Origin of the sequence: Stenotrophomonas sp. BR163 (assembly GCF_047520985.2) — a bacterium.
Classification (GTDB): domain Bacteria; phylum Pseudomonadota; class Gammaproteobacteria; order Xanthomonadales; family Xanthomonadaceae; genus Stenotrophomonas; species Stenotrophomonas sepilia.
Genome location: NZ_JAXBRE020000006.1, coordinates 165,955 through 184,720, shown reverse-complemented (window position 1 = coordinate 184,720; position 18,766 = coordinate 165,955). Strand labels below are relative to the sequence as shown.

At 65.2% G+C, this 18,766-nt stretch carries 20 protein-coding genes and 2 tRNA genes; 3 read left to right on the top strand and 19 right to left on the bottom strand.

Annotated elements, in window-relative coordinates:
• Positions 1 to 3 precede the first annotated feature (3 nt).
• On the bottom strand, positions 4 to 1,143 hold the full coding sequence (locus tag ACM0PY_RS07625; RefSeq protein ID WP_069137934.1) for an ABC transporter permease: 1,140 nt from the start codon (positions 1,141 to 1,143) through the stop codon (positions 4 to 6).
• A complete protein-coding gene (locus ACM0PY_RS07620) occupies positions 1,140 to 2,603 on the bottom strand; it encodes an efflux transporter outer membrane subunit (protein WP_180895428.1) in 1,464 nt (487 codons plus the stop codon). The genes ACM0PY_RS07625 and ACM0PY_RS07620 overlap by 4 nt, the downstream gene beginning before the upstream one ends.
• Before the next feature lie 246 nt (positions 2,604 to 2,849).
• On the opposite strand from ACM0PY_RS07620, the gene ACM0PY_RS07615 reads away from it, so the two are divergent.
• Positions 2,850 to 3,140: a hypothetical protein gene (locus ACM0PY_RS07615; RefSeq protein ID WP_235646612.1), complete on the top strand. Its 291-nt coding sequence runs from the start codon at positions 2,850 to 2,852 to the stop codon at positions 3,138 to 3,140.
• Positions 3,141 to 3,207: 67 nt separating this feature from the next.
• Here the strand turns inward: ACM0PY_RS07615 and ACM0PY_RS07610 are convergent.
• The 4 genes from ACM0PY_RS07610 to ACM0PY_RS07595 form a co-directional block, all read right to left on the bottom strand.
• Positions 3,208 to 3,283: transfer RNA gene (locus tag ACM0PY_RS07610), tRNA-Gly, on the bottom strand.
• A gap of 114 nt (positions 3,284 to 3,397) precedes the next feature.
• Complete coding sequence (locus ACM0PY_RS07605; protein WP_180886226.1) at positions 3,398 to 4,681, bottom strand: type II toxin-antitoxin system HipA family toxin; 1,284 nt, start codon at positions 4,679 to 4,681, stop codon at positions 3,398 to 3,400.
• Entirely contained in the window at positions 4,674 to 5,000 is a 327-nt protein-coding gene (locus ACM0PY_RS07600; RefSeq protein WP_229766071.1) for a helix-turn-helix domain-containing protein, read from the bottom strand. Before ACM0PY_RS07600 ends, ACM0PY_RS07605 begins: the two co-directional genes overlap by 8 nt.
• A gap of 146 nt (positions 5,001 to 5,146) precedes the next feature.
• Entirely contained in the window at positions 5,147 to 6,253 is a 1,107-nt protein-coding gene (locus ACM0PY_RS07595) for an NAD(P)/FAD-dependent oxidoreductase (RefSeq protein ID WP_180886224.1), read from the bottom strand.
• A 343-nt stretch (positions 6,254 to 6,596) separates the two neighbouring features.
• Between ACM0PY_RS07595 and ACM0PY_RS07590 the strand changes: the two genes are divergently transcribed.
• Positions 6,597 to 7,379 (top strand): hypothetical protein, encoded by a 783-nt coding sequence (locus ACM0PY_RS07590; protein ID WP_134970127.1) that lies wholly within the window; start codon positions 6,597 to 6,599, stop codon positions 7,377 to 7,379.
• Position 7,380: 1 nt separating this feature from the next.
• Here ACM0PY_RS07590 and ACM0PY_RS07585 read toward each other — a convergent pair whose 3' ends face one another.
• The 3 genes from ACM0PY_RS07585 to ACM0PY_RS07575 form a co-directional block, all read right to left on the bottom strand.
• Positions 7,381 to 7,863 (bottom strand): hypothetical protein, encoded by a 483-nt coding sequence (locus ACM0PY_RS07585; protein ID WP_146205507.1) that lies wholly within the window; start codon positions 7,861 to 7,863, stop codon positions 7,381 to 7,383.
• A 716-nt stretch (positions 7,864 to 8,579) separates the two neighbouring features.
• The gene (locus ACM0PY_RS07580) at positions 8,580 to 8,855 is read right to left on the bottom strand and encodes an NAD(P)/FAD-dependent oxidoreductase (RefSeq protein WP_456115892.1); all 276 of its coding nucleotides are present in this window, start codon (positions 8,853 to 8,855) and stop codon (positions 8,580 to 8,582) included.
• Between the two features lie 9 nt (positions 8,856 to 8,864).
• A complete protein-coding gene (locus ACM0PY_RS07575; RefSeq protein WP_258013470.1) occupies positions 8,865 to 9,083 on the bottom strand; it encodes an FAD-dependent oxidoreductase in 219 nt (72 codons plus the stop codon).
• 31 nt (positions 9,084 to 9,114) lie between these two features.
• Between ACM0PY_RS07575 and ACM0PY_RS07570 the strand changes: the two genes are divergently transcribed.
• Positions 9,115 to 9,294 carry a hypothetical protein gene (locus ACM0PY_RS07570; protein ID WP_180895427.1) on the top strand — a complete coding sequence of 60 codons (180 nt, stop codon included), beginning with the start codon at positions 9,115 to 9,117 and terminating at the stop codon, positions 9,292 to 9,294.
• A gap of 63 nt (positions 9,295 to 9,357) precedes the next feature.
• Here ACM0PY_RS07570 and ACM0PY_RS07565 read toward each other — a convergent pair.
• From ACM0PY_RS07565 to ACM0PY_RS07520, 10 genes are all read right to left on the bottom strand, one after another.
• Positions 9,358 to 9,433: transfer RNA gene (locus ACM0PY_RS07565), tRNA-Gly, on the bottom strand.
• A gap of 250 nt (positions 9,434 to 9,683) precedes the next feature.
• The gene (gene pgsA / locus ACM0PY_RS07560) at positions 9,684 to 10,310 is read right to left on the bottom strand and encodes a CDP-diacylglycerol--glycerol-3-phosphate 3-phosphatidyltransferase (protein WP_005412825.1); all 627 of its coding nucleotides are present in this window, start codon (positions 10,308 to 10,310) and stop codon (positions 9,684 to 9,686) included.
• Positions 10,311 to 10,328: 18 nt separating this feature from the next.
• Entirely contained in the window at positions 10,329 to 12,173 is a 1,845-nt protein-coding gene (uvrC, locus tag ACM0PY_RS07555) for an excinuclease ABC subunit UvrC (RefSeq protein ID WP_088497723.1), read from the bottom strand.
• A complete protein-coding gene (locus tag ACM0PY_RS07550; protein WP_005415983.1) occupies positions 12,170 to 13,582 on the bottom strand; it encodes an NHL repeat containing protein in 1,413 nt (470 codons plus the stop codon). Before ACM0PY_RS07550 ends, uvrC begins: the two co-directional genes overlap by 4 nt.
• Entirely contained in the window at positions 13,579 to 14,067 is a 489-nt protein-coding gene (locus ACM0PY_RS07545) for a low molecular weight protein-tyrosine-phosphatase (protein ID WP_065177369.1), read from the bottom strand. Before ACM0PY_RS07545 ends, ACM0PY_RS07550 begins: the two co-directional genes overlap by 4 nt.
• Positions 14,064 to 14,837 (bottom strand): 3-deoxy-manno-octulosonate cytidylyltransferase, encoded by a 774-nt coding sequence (gene kdsB, locus ACM0PY_RS07540; protein WP_111127117.1) that lies wholly within the window; start codon positions 14,835 to 14,837, stop codon positions 14,064 to 14,066. The genes ACM0PY_RS07545 and kdsB overlap by 4 nt, the downstream gene beginning before the upstream one ends.
• 75 nt (positions 14,838 to 14,912) lie before the next feature.
• On the bottom strand, positions 14,913 to 15,932 hold the full coding sequence (gene lpxK, locus ACM0PY_RS07535) for a tetraacyldisaccharide 4'-kinase (protein ID WP_134972638.1): 1,020 nt from the start codon (positions 15,930 to 15,932) through the stop codon (positions 14,913 to 14,915).
• Entirely contained in the window at positions 15,932 to 17,680 is a 1,749-nt protein-coding gene (gene msbA, locus ACM0PY_RS07530) for a lipid A export permease/ATP-binding protein MsbA (protein WP_061478481.1), read from the bottom strand. Before msbA ends, lpxK begins: the two co-directional genes overlap by 1 nt.
• Complete coding sequence (locus ACM0PY_RS07525) at positions 17,677 to 18,099, bottom strand: ExbD/TolR family protein (protein ID WP_005415977.1); 423 nt, start codon at positions 18,097 to 18,099, stop codon at positions 17,677 to 17,679. The genes msbA and ACM0PY_RS07525 overlap by 4 nt, the downstream gene beginning before the upstream one ends.
• 3 nt (positions 18,100 to 18,102) lie before the next feature.
• Complete coding sequence (locus ACM0PY_RS07520; RefSeq protein WP_061478482.1) at positions 18,103 to 18,765, bottom strand: MotA/TolQ/ExbB proton channel family protein; 663 nt, start codon at positions 18,763 to 18,765, stop codon at positions 18,103 to 18,105.
• Position 18,766 lies beyond the last annotated feature (1 nt).

Genomic DNA, 18,766 nt, shown 5'->3' with positions numbered 1-18,766 from the left:
TCCTCAACGCAGCAGCAACGATGGATCGGAGCGGACGACACTGCGCACCGCCATGATGCTGGAGAGCATGGCCATCACCGCCACCAGCGCCACGCAGCCGAGGATCACCATCGGCGTCAGCTGCACCGGTACGCGCTGGGTCTGCGCGATCAGCAGCACCACGGTGCTGAACGCCGCCGCCAGCAGCATGCCCACGCCACCAATCAGTAATGCCTGCTCGAACACCACCCGTGCCAGCGCATAGCGGCCTGCACCGAGTGCATTGAGCGTGGCGTACTCGCGTACCGAGCCGGCCACCACCGAGGCGAACGACTGATTGGTGATCACCGCACCGACGAAGCAGACGATGACGGCCATGAACAACACGGCGATACCTGCGCCGGTATCGAACAGCCAATACTGCTGCGAACGGCTGGCGAACGCCGGCGCGGTCCAGAACTCGACCGGTGTGGCCTGGCCCATCGACGCGGCCAGGCGGTCACGCACGCGGTCGGCCAGTTGCGGCGAGCGCAGGCCCGCCACGAAATAGGTGCTTCCCTCGTGTGGGTCGGTGCCGGCGATGGCGCGCGCGGTGTCAAGCGAGGCCAGTACATTGACACCGCCAAGGCCCCGCAGGCCCGGTTGTGCAGCGACCACGCGCACCGCCTTGCCATTGATCCAGGCACGGTTGTTCTGCAGGTCCACGCCCAGCGTATCCAGATCGGCGCTGTCGACGATCACCGCACCCGGCTCGCGAAGCTGCGCGCGCAGGTTCGCAGGGAGGATGCGCGCGAACATCATCGCGTCGTCCCGGGTGGAGATGCCGGACAGGTACACCGACACATTGCCGGTGCCCTGCGCGCCGGACCGCCATTCGCCATCGACCCACTCGTAGGGCTCGACGCGGGTGACATCCGGGTCCATGCGCAGATGGCTTTCCACATCCGCGCTGATTGCATGGCCGTAATTGACGCTCTGGGTGCCGGGGAAACCAGCCCAGATATCGGCCGAGGACGCCTTCACGTAGATCGCGGCGGTACCGAAGATGCCCAGCACCAGTGCGGCCTGCACGATCAACAGCACACCGGCGAAACACATCGCCAGCACCACCGGCAGGAACCGGCGCCACTCATAGGCCAGGGTCTTGCGCGCGAGTGCGATCATTGTGGTTCGCCCTCACCCTCGGCAGGCAGCGGGGCACCGCCGAGGGCGCGGTACAGCGATGCAAAGGCCAGCACGCGCGCGCCCTGCGCACCGATCAGGTCAGCCTGCGAGGCCAATGCGGCACGCTGCGTATCCAGCCCGTCGAACTCGCTGGACAGGCCCAGCTGCACCTGCCGCGCCTGCCGCTTGACCTGCTGGTTGGCGGCATCATTGGCCGCACGCAGCGATTGGATGCTGCTGTCCTGGCGCGCCAGGCTACCCAGTGCACCTTCCACTTCGCTAACGCCTTCCAGCACGGCCTTGCGGTAGCCGAGCAAGGCGGCGTCCAGTTGCTTCTCGTCGGCATGGAACCGCGCGCGGCGCTGGCCCCAGTCCCACAGCGGAATATCGATGTACGGGCCGATCGACGGGCTGGAGTCGGAATTGGAACGGGCGTTCTGGGTGAGGTTGTACGCGTACAGGATGGAGCCGCCAAGGCTGACCCGTGGATACATCGCTGCGCGCGCCGAACCCTTGCTGGCCGCTGCCTGCATCACCTCTGATTCAGCCAGCAGGATCTGCGGGCGGTGGCGCAGCAGATCCGCGGGAACCTGCTGCAGCGAGAACGTGCCCAGCGTCGGCGGCGTGCGATACGCGCGCCAGGCCGGATCCGGGCCGTCACGGCCCAGCAGCAATGCCAGCGCGCGGGCCGCGTTGTCGGCGTTTTCCCGAGCCTGTGCGATGGCGGCACGGGTGGCGGCCTGGCGTGCACGCAGGCGTTCCAGCTCGCCCGGCTCATCCAGGCGCAGGCGCAGGCGAACCAGTGCCAGTTGTTCGCCGCGATCATCCACGGCCTGCTGTCTGACCAGTAGATCCTGCTGGGCCTGCGCTACGGTCAGGTCCAGATAGCTGCGCACCACGTCGGCGATCACCGCCACTTGTGCGGCATTGCGCAACGCCTCGGCATTGCCGGCCGAGGCCTGCGCGCTGAGATGGGCACTCTCGGCGGCGCCGAACAGGCCCAGGTCCCAGATCGCTTCGATGCCTGCATGGAAATAGGTGTCGACCGCGGCGGCGTCCTGTACCTGCTTGGCGCTGGCCGAGATCTCCGGCAGGAAGCGCGAATCCGAGGTGCCGGCGACGATCCGCACTGACTGCAGGCGCAACGTGGCCTGCTGCAGATCAAGGTTGCCGGCGATGGCCCGGTCGACCAGGCCGTCCAGCGCCGGGTCGGCCAGCACCTTCCACCACTGCCTGGCATCCACCGCCACGCCCTGGCCCTGCGGCACCTGGGTCCAGGTGCTGGGGGTGCGATCAGGCAGGTCCGGGACGGACACCGACATGCAACCCGCCAAGGCCAGGGTTGCCAACAACGCGCCGGGGCGCAGCACTGCCTGGAGGGAGAGTCCTCGCCCTGTCCTGGGCACTGCCACTGAAGTGATACGCCTGACCACCAGCCCGCCAACGTGTAGAAGGAGCATGAAGGCTACCGTGCGATTGTGGAGCGAACATGGAGAAATCGTCCGAAAAAGGTCACAGCACGCGTGCGGTTCAGGCAACGCCGACCCAGCCTTTCACTACGCTTTCAATGCGTTCCCGGCACGGAACACTGGACGACTTCACGGCGTATTGCACATTGCGGCAATTCCTTGCTTCGATGCTGCACGACCGTGAAACACCCTCGCCGTTGGCTGCTGATTGGCTCGATCACGACAGCGACTGTCAGTGTGATCGTGCTCGTCCTGACCACCCCACTGGTCTCGAACGCCCTGCTGCTACTGATGGAGCGCAGCAACTTCATTCCCGCCGAATCCTCGATCCTCACCTTCGAGCCGTATGCGATCAACGACGGCTCGTCGAACTACTGGTTGTATGGGAAGGAGCGCACCTACTACTACCACTTCACCTACGAGGATGACGTTCCCTACGTCTACATCCCGCAGGACAACCGCTGCCCCGGTTTCGACCGGCAGAATGCCCGGACCTGGTGCAGCGCCCTGCCCGGCAAGGCACGCTGACGCGGTGGTGGTGCAACCGGTGTGACAAACGAAAAACGCTCCCTTTCGGGAGCGTTCTTCTTGAATCTGGAGCGGGAAACGAGACTCGAACTCGCGACCTCAACCTTGGCAAGGTTGCGCTCTACCAACTGAGCTATTCCCGCAGATTTCGTTCGACCTGCGTCGAAGGAGCGCTATTGTGTCGATATTGCTGCACGGCGTCAACAGGAATTTTCGGCCGCATTGTGGGGCGGCGTTCAGGCCCTTGGACCCGGCCCTCAGGTCCGCAGGCCACGCCGGACTTCCCGCAACAGAGCTACGTTCTCGTTGATGCGTCCCTGGATCATGATCAAGGTGTCTTGAGCAATAACGTTTGAGTACATGCTGTTGGCGATTTCCGTGAATTGGCTGGCCACGTCGCAAATGCTGCCAATCGCCAGACTGGCGTCCGCGTGCTGCACTTCTGCCTCTTCGGCAAGGCGAAGCAGGTCAGCACGGGAAATCTCCAGTGCCTCCCCCATGACGTCCATCTGGTGATATCCGTTGGGTCCTTCGCAGAAGGTCACGTCGTAGGCCGGAGCCAAACGCCATTGCCCATCCGGCGACATGATGTAGGCAAAGTTTTTCGGATGATCGTCCCGGTTGTTGAACGCAACGTTGAAGACCGCACGTTCAAAGGCCACGGCCATTTGCCGCACGTCATTGGTGCACAACCGGGTCGCGCGCAGGAAGTTGACATAGTCCAACGACCCCGCCGTCTGGTAGCTGGCGCCCGTGAATGCAGCAAGACTCTGCATCGGCACACGCAACCCATCGTGGCGATCAAAGCGCTTGCTGGCAAACGCGGCCAGCCCGTTGGGCAGGCTGAAGTACTGCGTGTCCGGGGTCTCGATGCCACACCTGCGCAGGCACTCGGCGTAGACCATTTCGATGGCGCACACCTCGGCATGCTCTTCTCTGGCCGGGAACTTGATCAACCAGGCTTCGAAGCCGGGCGTGACGGCCGTGGTGAACGCGCCCGATCGCGGATCGCGATAGACCAGGGCCTTGGGCCTTGCACCTTGGGGCGAACCACCCACCAGCAGCAAGGTCTGCAGGAACTCACCACCTTCTCCGTGGAGCACCTGCTGCACTTCCGCGGAAAGCTGCTCGAGCGGTATATGGACCTTCGGCGCCTCACCTTCGGGCGCCACGGGCTCAAACGTCATGGCCCCCATCGCGTTGCCACCGATATAGGCCAGCCGCTGGAGCGGGCCAATGCGTGCTGCGTTGATTCCGCGGCGCCTGAACATGCGGTCCATCAGCAGCATGCCCCAGCCGTCTGGCAACGCGTCATACACAGGCCCGGGCAGTTGCAGCTGATGGTCCGGGAAATCCCGCCGCAACGGAGGGCCGGCCAGCGGCAGCTTGTACGAAGACAGTTCCAGTCCCCTTCGCCGGGCCTCGTTGCTGTACTCGAACGCGACCAGCGGGCGACCGGTGAGGGCGATGCTGGAGATCAGCGTTCCCCAGTGCCATCGCTCTCCCCACCCTTCGTAGAAGACCTTCACCTGTTCAGGCATTACGGGGCTTCCTCTTCGTCCGGAGGCGGTTCGCAGCCTCTTCGTAGCGCCGAATGTCTTCGATGCTGTCCAACTTTGGCTGGAACAGGCCTTCGAGCTCGTTGATCCGACCAAGGACCATCGCCACGCGGACCACCGCCTCGAAGCCAACATTGCGCCCCGCCTCCAGGTTGGACACGGTGTTGGTACCAATGCCGGCACGCCCGGCCAGATCCGACTGTGTCATGCCCAACGCCATGCGCTCTGTGCGCAAGCGCCCGCAGAGTCGCTTGACGACCTCGCTGGGCTTGCTGAAGCTTAAATCCAACATAGCGTGCATCATCCCCTCTCTATGCCGTTTAACACCCAAAATTATAGAATTAATCCCAATTCCATTCAATTGATTTAATTCCCGAATTCTGCGTCTTATTTGGAAATTCAGTCATATAAATACAGAATTCTGGAATTACATTGGCAAAGCGCACGTCACGTGCGCAGGCCGCGGCGGTGGAAGTAGACCTGCTCGGCAATGCGCCGCGCGGCCGCCGTGTGCAGCAGCGCGTTGAGCGGCCAGTCGGCCTGCAGATGATCCATTGCCCAGCGCAGCAGGCGCTTGCCATGGAATGCCGGAGCCACCTGCCGCGCCACCCGTTCCGCTTCCGGCCCTTGCCCACGCAGATGGCGGGCCATCGCCTCGCCGACCGCCCAGCCGTGCCGCCACGAGGAGTGAATGCCCCCGGCGGACAGCGGCGAGACGATGCCCGCCGCGTCGCCGGTCAGGATCACGCGCCGGCCGGTGATCGGCCCATCCGGTCGGCCGCAGGGCACCAGGCCAGCGCGGGTGGCCGAGGGACGCGCAGATGGCGGGATGCCGACCACATCGCGCACATGCTCAAGGAAACCATCAATATCCGGCAGCCGCGCCTGTCGCGGGTCATGACGCAACGCCAACCCGACCTGCAGGCCGGTCGGATTCTGCGCGACCCAGCCGATGTAACCCGGCGCGTAGCGCTTGCTGACGAAGCAATGCAGCGCATCGCCCTGCGCCACCTGCTGACCGGCGAACTCACGTTCTACGCCGTAGAGGTTGTCACGTACCTGGCCGAGGCCGGTGCGCCGGGCCACGCGTGAGCGCGCGCCATCGGCGCCAACCAGATAGGCGCAGCTCCCTGCCCCTTCCACCTGCCAGCCGTCACCGCGGCGATGGGCGTCGGTGAAGGACTGCTGCAGGCGCAGGTCGACACCGTTCGCATGCAGTTCGCTGGCCAGCCAGCGCATCAGGTTCGGCGTATCGGTGGTGAGGAAGTAGTAACCCGGTGCGGCCAGCAATACGCTGCGCAGGTTCGGCGCATAGAGGCGCACGTTGGCGACCCGTTGCACCAGATGTTCGGGCATGCGCCCCAGCCAGGTCTGCTCCATCGCTTCCTTCACCACGATGCCGGTGGTGTGCAGCCGCCCGCCGGGGTCGGCCTTGCGTTCCAGCACGCAGACGCGCAGGCCGTACTGGGCAGCAGCCAGTGCGCAGGCGGCACCGGCGAAACTGGCGCCAACGATGACCACATCGTGATCGTAGGCGGGGGAAGTGTGAGGCATTGCGGCATCGCCGTGGAGAGTCGGAGATGCAGCTTCGCTAGCGCGGATGGAGGGGCGATAGAGTGTGGGTGAAGTGGGGATGAAGCATGCAATTTGCCAACGGGAAAACGTCTTCAGTTTCGGGATCGCTTTTCTGCTTCGACTCTTTGCGCATCACCTCATCAGGAAACGCAACTTACTCTCCTGATGCATTCATTATTACCTATTCAGCATATTCTGCAACTAGTTGCATGTTTGATCCTACTTCGAGCATCTATAACGAAATGTCGCGATTCCATCGCTCTGGCAGCACTATCGAATGTCACTTCGCACAACCCATTGGGCCTCGACAGGACCTCTCATCTTGGCAACCAGCCGCACCACCCTTTCACTGCTATTGGTTTCGATGGCATTAATCACATCGGGATGCCGGACGGCGGCTGTCATCAGCAAGGAAATTGCACTTTCCACGACCACGCGCGCATCTTCGAGAACATTCAACTTGACAGCCCAACTGCCGGCACAGCTGCACATGACTCTTGTCGCACACTATGCACCACGAGATGCGAAAGATCTGAACTGCAGCGGAGTAACTTCCTTTGTGAGCAACATCCCCGGCCCGAGATCTGTCACAAAGGCATTTCATCTATCCAGCCCGGATGAATCCAAGCCATCACGTGTAGACATCCCCGTGCATTACTCCATCGGAGCTTGCAAACTGCCACTGGAAACGGTCGGACTAACACTCCAGAACGAACCTAGAAAGAGCGCAATCAATTCAGGGGAGTACCGCTTCCATCTACATGTCCGAGATGCAACCGAAGACGCTACTTCTCTGAATGCGGGGATCAAGGAGCTTCGACTCACCCAGCACTGCAAGCAACTCGTTCATCGAAGCAGCTCTTCCAAGGAAGAGTTGAGGAAGTTACTGATCTGCGACGGGAGAAAAGAGGTCAATCTCGATCGTAAGAATCTTAAAGAAGTGAGCGTTCGCCTACACGTTACGCTGGACCCGATCGAAGCTCCTCTCTATCAGAAAAATGACAAGGATTGTCAGGGAGCGCTACTGATCCACGCACCATGCATCGCAGCCAACGAAGCACCGCGCGCTACGAAAGGACCGCCGCATCAGACTCCGACCTTATGAATCAGCATGAGGACTGCCTCGTCCTGTCGTCTACCTTCTTGATGGATTCAATTTCGCGACCTTCCGTCTGCTTCCGGCCAGTGCAGAACAACACCGAATAGGCCTCTGCTGAGTGCACAGAAGAATTCAGCCTGAACACGTACGCCAAGCCTGGCCGCAATTCCAACACTCTCTCCTTTCCTCTCAAGGGTTCGACAGCGTATGAGCTGGGCACACGCCCATATGAGAAGCAGTCACCGGGTTTCAGCATCAATGGTGCAGCACCATCCTTCAGTTCAATGCTCCAGACCCCATCGTTCTGATCACTGGCTTCAGACAACGTTGCCCAGCCTATGGGGAAAGGTGATCGGGCCTTTTTCGGAAGGCAGATCGCAGGCCGCCCATCAATAAGGGAAACTTCGGCTTGCTTGTCATATCCCAGAGGAGTCGCATGCGCATTGACGGAAAAAACAAGCATCCCGACGGCAACCAGCGGTCGAATCATCATGGAACTCCGGATGTAGATGAATAGAAGGTTTCGGCGTCCATTCATATCAAAGAAGCTGGCATGCCAACGCCCGTCCATTGAGCGATGAGCATTGCGCCGTGCAGTCAATATGCAGATGGAAAAGCAGCTGAGCGCAAGGGGCCCACCAACACAGCTTCTCCATCAACTCGTACTTTCTTGGTTCTTCCTGGCCCATCACGTCAGCAATGGCAACTGTACCAAGGGGCAAGCCCGGCTGAACTCACTGTGAGAGAGAGGTCGCTTGCGAAAGCGCTACCGATGCTCTGGATATCGCACAACGCCGAGGTCTCTGCCATGTCAGCTGACCATTTGCGACATTCTGCGCAGCTGTCGAGCACTACGATCAATTCATTCAAAGTTGCCTGCGTTGTTCACTCGCCACCGACGTCCACCTTGCATCCAGGCACAACCGTTTTGTCCGACGACCAACAGGTAGGTGCCGTCCGCAAAGCTGACACCAACGATGACCATGTCGAGATCCCAGGTGGAGAAAGATCACAGCATCCACTATCGGGCAGAAGCAACGCCCCCGTCCGAGAACGTTGCTTGCAGGACTTCTTTGCGCCGTCAGGCCACCACAATCCGCAGCGAATCTGCAGACGCCAGGATCTCCGCACGCTCACCCGTGGGCGGATAGATCCATTCGGTGTTGATCCGGGTCCTGAGCGCCTTGGCTTCAGCGCCGGACAGCGTTACCTAGCGTCCCAGCCCTCGGTGTAGACAGCACCCCACGGCCCCAGGTCCAGGCAGGTCACGTACTTGGGCTGCGCATACGGAATCATCGCTTCCCCGGTCAGGTCAGCCGCGGCGCTGTGTCCGGCGGAGCGCCCCAGGTTCATCGCGTGCTGGCAGGACATCATCGCCACGTTGCCCTCGTCATCGGTGGCGGCATGCGCGCAGTCCCCGGTGGCGAACACCGCGTCGACACTCTTCGCCTTGAGAGTGCGATCCACATGCAGGCGACCCACCGCATCGTGCTAGCCAGGAATCTGAGCAGTCAACGCACTGGCACGTGCACCGGCCGTCCAGACAACGGTGGCGGCGTCGATGCGTTCTCCGTTTTCCAACGTCACGCCCTCCGCATCCACGCGAGCGACGCCCGAGCCAAGACGCCAGGACACACCCAACTCCCTGTGGGCGCTGCGCGCTGTTTGATGGTGCCCCACCCGCTGGGCCAACCGCGGTGTGTGCGTCATCCACGCGGTGATGATCAATGCGCAGAAGGCCATGCGCGAAGAACTGGCACGTTCCAAGCTGCCCTCGATTGCCGAGGGCGTGCAGGGCAAGGGACGCCCGGCGAGTTTCGCCGGTGATGTGCAGGAGTGGTTCGCGGACCGCCAGGTGGCACGCGAGGAAGCGCGCATCACCGGCATGCGTTGGCGCGCGACGGCGCAGGACAATGATTGATCTGCGCGGGTACCGCCGCGCATAACGAAAAACGCCCCTTTGCGGGAGCGTTTTTCTTAAATCTGGAGCGGGAAACGAGACTCGAACTCGCGACCTCAACCTTGGCAAGGTTGCGCTCTACCAACTGAGCTATTCCCGCTTGGGAGGCGAAATTCTACCTGTTCTGGAAATGGCGTCAAGCGCTTTTTGAGGGGCTACCGAGGCACCTGGCACCGCGTATCCACGCATGGCGTGGATCTACTACGGCGTCTCGGCAAACTGATGGATCCGCCCCCTCCGTGGATGCGGCATTTCCAGTAGATCCACGCCATGCGTGGATAGGCGCATCGATGGGGTCAGAGCCCTTTCCTTCGGAAAGGGGTCCGACCCCGGGGCTCAGACCCCGGGGCTCAGTTGCCCAGCTTCTTCTGCCGTGCACGCTCGCGCGCGGCACGCTCGTCATCGCGCAGGCTCGGCCAGGCGGCGTGCAGGTACTGCAGGCCCGACCACAGGGTCAGCACTGCGGCAATCGCTAGGGTCCAGTCGCCGATGTGGAACACCGGCCAGCCCATCCAGATGTCTTCCACCGGCACGTTGGGGGCCACCGAATACAGCAGGCACAGCAGCGCGACCATCTGCGCGGTGGTCTTGATCTTGCCGATCATCGCCACGCGCACCTTGGCGCGCTGGCCCAGCTCGGCCATCCACTCGCGCAGCGCCGATACTGCAATCTCGCGGCCGACGATGACCGCCGCCCAGAACGCCATCCACGGCGTCGGATGGCCCTGCACGATCAGGAACAGCGCCACTGCCACCATCAGCTTGTCCGCGACCGGGTCGAGGAAGGCGCCGAAGGCCGACTCCAGCTGGTAACGGCGTGCGATCCAGCCGTCGAGCCAGTCGGTGATCGCGGCCAGGCCGAAGATCGCCGCCGAAGCGAAGTTGGTCCAGGTGTAGGGCAGGTAGAACACCAGCACCAGCACCGGGATCATCACGATCCGCAACAACGTCAGCCAGGTGGGCAGGGTCAACTTCATGCTTGCGTGCTTCTCTCTCTACTCGGCCGCATCGGGCGTGGCCAACCCGTGCAGGTTAGCGTAGATACGTGCCGCGAGGGCGTCATTGATGCCTTCCACCTTGGCGATTTCCGCTTCACCAGCGGCTTTCAGGCCCACCAGGCCGCCGAAATGCTTGAGCAGGCTGGCGCGGCGGCGCGGCCCGATGCCGGGGATATCCTCCAGCTTGCTGGTCATCCGTGCCTTCTGGCGGCGCCCACGGTGGCCGGTGATGGCGAAGCGATGCGCCTCGTCGCGCACCTGCTGGATGAACTGCAGCGCCGGGTTGGCCGCGCCCGGGCGCAGCTCGCGGCCATCGGGCATCACCAGCGCTTCGTGGCCGGCGCGGCGCTCCACGCCCTTGGCCACGCCCACCAGCAGCACGCCTTCCACGCCCAGGTCGGCCAGCGCGGCCTGCGCCTGCGCCAACTGGCCGGCGCCACCGTCGATCAGCAGCACATCCGGCAGCACGCCCTGCTCTTCCACCGCGCGGCGGAAACGGCGGTCGATGGCCTGGCGCATGGCGGCATAGTCGTCGCCCGGCTCAATGCCGCTGATGTTGAAACGGCGGTACTGCGCGCGCACCGGACCGGCGGCGTCGAACACCACGCACGAGGCCACGGTGGCCTCGCCCAGCGTATGGCTGATATCGAAGCACTCGACCCGCTTGACCGGCTCGGCCAGGCCCAGCATCTCGCGCAGTGCGTCGCTGCGCGCGTGCTGCGCGTTGCGGCTGTTGAGCTCGGTGGCCAGGGTCAGCTGCGCGTTGCGACTGGCCAGCTCCACGTAGCCGGCACGCTCGCCGCGCACGTTCCACTTCAACTGCACCTTGCGCTCGGCCGAGGCGGACAGCGCGGCGACCAGCAGATCGGCGTCGGGAATCTCGCGATCCAGCAGGATCTCGCGCGGTGGCTCGAATTCGATGTAGTACTGCGAGACGAACGCGGCCAGCACTTCCTCCGGACTCTCCTCGCCGTTGGTGCGCGGGAAGAATGGGCGGGTGCCGAGGTTGCGGCCATCGCGGAAGGCCAGCAGCAGCACGCAGGCCTGCGAACCCTGCATGGCCACCGCCAGCACGTCCAGGTCGGCGGCGCGGCCGTCCACGTACTGGCGGGTCTGCATGCTGCGCAGCGAGGAGATCAGGTCGCGCAGGCGCGCAGCCTGCTCGAACTCCAGCGCCTCGCTGGCGGCCTGCATCTGCTCGCCCAGCTCGCGGGTCAGTTCGTCGCTCTTGCCTTCCAGGAACAGCGCAGCGCGGCGCACCGACTCGGCGTAGTCCGGCGCCGGCACCAGCTCCACGCAGGGCGCGCTGCAGCGGCCGATCTGGTATTGCAGGCACGGCCGCGAGCGGTTGCGGAACACGCTGTCCTCGCAACTGCGCAGCTTGAACAGCTTGTGCATCAGGTTCAGCGTTTCGCGCACTGCGGTCACGCCCGGATACGGCCCGAAATAGCGGCCGGGAATGGCGCGCGGGCCACGATGCAGGGCGATGCGCGGCCAGTCCTCGCGGGTCAGCAGCACATGCGGGTAGGTCTTGTCGTCGCGCAGCGAGACGTTGTAGCGCGGCGACAGCGACTTGATCAGCTGATTCTCCAGCAGCAACGCCTCGGCTTCCGAGCGCGTCACGGTCACGTCCATGCGCGTGATCTGCGAGATCATCGACATGATCCGCGCGTTCTTCGGGCTGCCGTTGAAATAGCTGCCGACGCGGTTGCGCAGCGCGCGCGCCTTGCCCACGTACAGCAGGGTGTCGTCGGCCGCGTACATGCGGTACACGCCGGGGGCAGTGCTGAGCTGGGCCGCGAAGGCCTTGCCGTCGAAGGCCGGGGCGGGAACGTCGGTCATTCGCTGATCGGGACTTCGCTGAGCACGCCGCTGTCGGGGTCGAATCGCAGCACGGCATGGGCGTCGGTCTCGGCGATCCACACCGCACCTGCGCCCACGGCCAGGCCAGCCGGGCCGTGCAGGCGGCGCGGCAGCGGCTGGGTGGTCAGTTCACCGCCGCCCAGGCGCAGCGTGCGCAGGCGACCGTTGCCGGTGTCGGCGATCCACAGCAGCGGGGCGTCCGCGCCCAGTGCGATCGCCTGCGGGAACTGCAGGCTGGCCTGCGCGCGCGGGCCGTCTTCACTGCCGAAGCGCCACGGCCCCTGCCCGACCAGTGTCTGCACCAGGTCACCACGCAGTTGCAGTGCACGGATCGAGGATCCCAACGCATCGGCGACGTACAGCACCTGCTGCACCACGGCCAGCGCGGTCGGTTGCGCGAAGGCAGCCAGATGGCCACTGCCATCACGCTCGTCGATGGAACCACTGCCGGCGCGCCATTGCAGGCTGCGCTGGCCCAGGTGGTAGCTCCAGATGCGGTTGTCGCCGGCCATTGCGATGTGCAGCTGGTTGTCGGCGATGGCCAGGCCAACCGGATGGTCCAGCGAGACCTGCCGCGCCTGCGCCACCGGGCCCTCCACCGGCGCGCCGGGTCGCCCGTTGCCGCACAGCGTGTCGACGATGCCGGTCAGCAGATTGATGCGGCGCACGGCATGGTTGCCGGTATCGGCGACGTACAGCGAATCGCGCTCCAGCACCAGCGCCTGCGGGCGGTGGAACGCCGCTTCGGCGAGATTGCCATCCATGAAATCGGCGGTGCCGAGGCCGAACTGACGCAGGATGCGGCCGCCATGGCTGCATTCGAGAATGCGGTGATGACCGCTGTCGGCGATGTACAGACGTTCGGTGCTGACCGCCAGCCCCTGCGGGAAGCGCAGGGCCTGGCGCGGTTCCGGATGCAGTTCGCTGCCGCCACGCGGCGGCGCCGAAGGTGCGCCCTGGCACAGCGCGTTCAAGGCGCGCTCCAGTTCACCGGGCGCGCCCTGCCCGACCAGCCGTTGCTGTTCACGGCCCTGCGCGTCCAGCAGCACCATGGTCGGCCAGGCGGTGACGCCGAAGCGGCGCCAGCCATCCCAGTCGGCATCGAGCAGCACGGGCATGGTCAGGCCCTGACGGCGCAGCAGCTTCAGTGCCGCCGTGGCATCGCGTTCGAAATCAAAACGCGGCACCTGCAGCACCAGCGGCTGCAGCTTGCCCGGGTGGCGCGACAGCCATTGGCCGAACTCGGCCAGGCGTTGCGCACTCCAGGCGGAGGCCGCATTGACGAACAGCAGCGCGACCGGCCGGCCGCGCAGTTCGGTCAGGGTGCAGGGGGTGGCATTGAGCCAAGTGGCGAATTCGGGCAGGTCCGGGACGGGCTGGACGTTCATGACCTGATTATGCCGGAGTCGGCGTCATGCAACAGTCGTGCCACCGCACGTTTTGCAGCATCGTCGACCAGCGACCAGACCTGTTCGAAATGATCGCTGCCGCCGGTGTAGGGATCAGGGATGGCTACCCGCCCCTGCCCGCCGGACCAGGGCAGATACAACGCCAGCCGTTCACGCTGGGCCGCCGTCGCCAGGCGCCCGGCATCACGCAGGTTGGCCTCGTCGGCACACAGGATCCAGTCGAAACGTTCGAAATCCACGGCCTGCAGCTGGCGTGCGCGCAGGCCGCCGATGTCCACGCCGTGCCCGGCCGCGCAGGCGATCGCGCGGCGGTCCGGCGGCTCGCCCACGTGCCAGTCGCCCGTGCCGGCCGAATCGACCTGCACCCGCCCGGCCAGCGGCGAGGCATCCAGGCGTGCGCGCAGCGCCCCTTCGGCCATCGGCGAACGGCAGATGTTGCCGAGGCAGACGACCAGCAGCCTCATCGCGCGGCCATCGCCTGCAGCAGCCCCTCGGCGCGCTCCAGGTCCTCGGGCGTATCGATGCCCGGCGGGAACGGCTCGGGCGAGATCGCCACGCTGATCGGGTAGCCCGCTTCCAGCACGCGCAGCTGCTCCAGCGATTCGACCTGCTCCAGCTGGCCCGGCGGCATCGCGGCGAACTGCTGCAGGAAACCGGCACGGTAGCCGTAGATGCCGATGTGGCGCAGCCAGTGGTGGCCGTCCGGCAGCGTGTCGCGGCTGCGTGCGAAGCCGTCGCGGTGCCAGGCGATCGGCGCGCGGCTGAAGTACATCGCCTCGTTGCGCACGTTGCGCACCAGCTTCACGACGTTCGGGTCGAACAGGGTGTGCGCGTCCTCGACGGTCGTGGCGAGCGTCGACATCGGCGCAGTGCCAGCGACCAGCGCATCTGCCACCGCGCGAATGCCGGTCGCCGGCGCGAACGGTTCGTCGCCCTGCAGGTTGACCACCACCGTGTCATCGGCCCAGCCGGCAATGCGTGCGCACTCGGCCAGGCGATCGGTGCCCGAGGCATGCGTGGTCGCGGTCATCGCCACCTTCACCTCGGCCAACCCGGACAGCGCACCGGAAATGCGTTGGTCGTCGGTCGCCACCCAGACCTCGCGGGCACCGGCCTGCAGCGCGCGGCGCGCCACATGCAGCACCAGCGGCTCACCGCCCAGCGGGCGCAACGGCTTGCCCGGCAGCCGCGAGGCGGCAAAGCGGGCCGGAATGGCGACGACGAATTCGGTCATGCGGGCGGTTCTCGGCAGGCTCGTTACAACGGGAATGCGGCCAGCGGCGCGTGAATGCAAGCGCCGCGGCGCCGCTCAGTTCGGTCGCAGCTTGTCCAGGCGATCGGTCAGCGCCACCCAGAACGCGGCGGGCAACTCGGCGCGCAGCGGAACCGCGTAGTGCCAGTCGTTGCCGAACGCCCGGCATTTCACCGCATCCTTTTCGGTCATCAGTACCGGCAGCTGGCTGCCGAAGGACAAGTCCTGCGGCTGGTAGGCCTGGTGGTCGGCGAATGCATGCGGCACCACGCCGATCCCGCGCGCGCGCAGCATGTCGAAGAAGCGCTGTGGATGGGCGATGCCGGCCACCGCGTGCACGCGCTGGCCCTTGAAGTACGCCAGCGGGCGCGCGCGGCCACCGGCCAGCGGCTGCGCACTGTCGATGTGCAGGGCCATTGGCCACTGGCCGAAGCCACAGGCCTGCGCCGCAGTCTCCTCATCGGCCTGGCCGAGGTTGACCACGCGGAAATCGCACTCGCTGGCGCGGCTGACCGGCTCGCGCAACGGCCCGGCCGGAATCATCCGGCCATTGCCATAGCGACGCTGGGCATCGACCACTTCGATCTCGATGTCGCGCGCCAGCCGGTAGTGCTGCAAACCGTCGTCGCAGACGATCACATCGCAGCCGGCCTCGATCAGCGCCTTGCCCGCAGCAACCCGATCACTGTCCACGCGCACCGGCACGCCGGTCTTCCAGGCGATCAGCACCGGCTCGTCACCGCCTTTCGCGGTTGGCGTGTCGGCCTGCACCCACAGCGGCTTGTCGGCGTCTTCGCGACCATAGCCGCGGCTGGCCACGCCCGGCTTCCAGCCGGCCGCACGCAGGCGTTCGACCAGGGCAATCGTCAGCGGCGTCTTGCCGGTACCACCGGCGGTGATGTTGCCGACCACGATGACCGGCACCGGCAGCGAGTGGCGCTTGCGCCAGCCACGCCGATAGGCGCGCCGGCGCAGTCCGGTGACACCTGCGTACAGCGGCGCCAGCAGGCGCATCGCCCACGGAACCGGGGTGCCGTCATACCAGTACGGCGGGGTCTGGGTGCCCTTGCCGGCCATCAGTCCTGCCTTTCGCGGAACTGCATGCTGTGCAGATGCTGGTACAGGCCGCCCAGTTCGAGCAGCTCCTTGTGCGTGCCGCGTTCAACGATGCGGCCGTGATCCATGACCAGTACCTGGTCGGCATGCTCGATGGTCGACAGCCGGTGCGCGATGACCAGCGTGGTGCGTTCGGGCATCAGGCGCTGCAGCGCGTCCTGCACCAGGCGCTCGGATTCGTTGTCCAGCGCCGCAGTGGCTTCGTCGAGGATCAGGATCGGGGCGTCGCGCAGGATCGCGCGGGCAATGGCCAGGCGCTGGCGCTGGCCACCGGACAGCAGCGCGCCGTTCTCGCCCACCGGGGTCTGCAGCTGCTGCGGCATGCGTGCGATGAACTCCCACGCGTTGGCGGCCTCGGCCGCCGCGCGGATCTGCTCGTCGGTCGCTTCCATGCCATAGGCGATGTTGGCGGCGATGGTGTCATCGAACAGCATGACCTTCTGCCCGACCATTGCCACCTGCCGGCGCAGGTCGGCCAGCGGGTAGTCGTCCAGTGCCACGCCGTCGAGGGTGATGACACCGCCGCTGGGCTCGTAGAAGCGTGGCACCAGCCGGATCAGGCTGGTCTTGCCACTGCCGGAACGGCCGACAATGGCCGTCACCGTGCCTGGCCTGGCAACGAAGCTGATGTCGTCCAGGGCGATGCCGCTGTCCTCGCGGTAACGCAGCATGACGTGGTCGAACGCCAGTTCGCCCCGCACGCGCTGCACGCGTCGCTGCCCCTGGTCGCGCTCCACTGGCATGTCGAGGATGCCGAACAGGCGCTCGGCAGCGGACACACCGCGCGAAATCGACGTCTGTACGCTGGTCAGGCGGCGCAGCGATGGAATGATGGCCATCATCGATGTCATCAGGCCCATGAACTGGCCGGCATTGAGCCGGCCCGCCAGGGCTTCGCGGGTCGACACCCAGACGATCACCGCCAGCGCCAGTGCAGCCAGGAACTGCACCACGCTGGAGGCGGCGGCGCGGGTGACCTCGACCTTCATGTTCAGCGCCAGCATGCGGTTGGCCAGGCGCGAGTAGCGCGAGATCTCATGCTGCTGGGTGCCGTGCACCTTCACTTCCTGCTGCGCGGCCAGCGACTGCTCGGCAGTCTGCGCCATGGTGCCCATGCCGTCCTGGATGCCACGGCTGATGCGCCGGTAGCGCTTGCCCACGTAGGACACGATGCCACCGATCAGCGGCACCACCAGCAGCATCGCCAGGGTGACCTTGACACTCATCTGCAGCATCACCGCCAGCATCGCGATGATGGTGAGGGTGTCGGCCACCACGGTCTTCAGCGCGTCGGCGCTGGCCTGGGTGACCTGCTCGGTATCGAAGTTCAGGCGGCTGACCATCACCGGCGTCGCTTCGGTATCGAAGTGCGACGACGGCAGGTGCAGGTACTTCTGCAGCACCTGCTCACGCAGGTCGCGGACCACGCTGCGACCGGTCTTGGCCAGCGTGTAATCACTGACCCAGGTGGCCACGCTGCGCATCAGGAACAGGCCGAGGATGGTCAGCGGCAGCACCACGGCCGCGCGCGGCTGCGGGTCGACGAAACCTTCGTTGACCAGCGGCTCCATCAGCTTGGTGAAGTGGTAGCCGGCCAGGGCCTCGACCACCATGGCGATGACCGCGCCCACCATGAACACCCAGTAGGTGCGGGTGTAGCCCAGCAGACGTTTGTAGATCGGCCACACCGGCGCGTGATGGGAACTCATGGACGCACCTCTGGCGCAGTTGCAATGGCGATACGACGGAAACCGAGTTGACCGAGCGCGTCCTGCGCGGTCACCACGGCCTGGTAGGGAGTGCGTGCGTCGGCGCGCAGCAGCACGGGCTGGCTGCGGTCACTGCCGGCCACGGACGCGATGGTCTGCTTGACCGACTCGACGTCGCTGCGCAGCACTTCCTGGTCATTGATGAAATAACGGCCTTCGGCGTTGATCAGCACGCTGAGCGAACGCGGCGGCTCGTTGTTGGGCTGCTGGCTGGCGGTGGGCAGCTGCACCTGCAGCGTCGAGCGCGCATCGAAGGTGGTGGTGACCACGAAGAAGATGATCAGCACCAGGATGACGTCGATCAGCGGGACCAGATCGATATGCGGTTCATCCTGGGAGCGGTCATTGCCAATACGCATCGATCAGGCCTTCGCCGCAGCGGCGTTGGCCGGTCGCGCCGGCGCGACCGGGTTCATCACCCCGGGGCGACCGTCGAGTGTGTCCAGCAGGGCACTGGCTTCCTGCTCCATTTCCACCACGTAGCCGTGGATGCGGCCCTTGAAGTAGCGATGGAACATCAGTGCCGGAATGGCCACGATCATGCCCGTGGCGGTGCACACCAGCGCCTTGCCGATACCGCCGGCCAGCTGGTTCACGTCGCCCACCCCATGGTCGAGGATACCCAGGAACATCTGGATCATGCCGATCACGGTGCCCAGCAGGCCCAGCAGCGGGCCGGCCGAGGCAATGGTGCCCAGCGCGTTGAGGAAACGTTCCATGCGGTGCACCAGGTGGCGGCCGGTGTCCTCGATGCGCTCGCGGATCTGGTCGCGCGGACGATTGCGGGCTTCCAGCGCGGCCGCCAGCAATGCCCCCAGCGGCGAGTTGGCACGCAGGGTCTGCAGGTGCGCCGGGTCAAGCTTGCCGCGTGCGGCCCAGTTGCGCACTTCCTGGCCGAGGCCGGGCGGCAGCACTTCAGTCCGCCGCAGGGACCAGAAACGCTCCAGGATGATCGCCAAAGCCAGTACGCCCAACAGCAGCAGCGGCACCATCGGCCAGCCACCGGCCTTGACCAGTTCCCACACG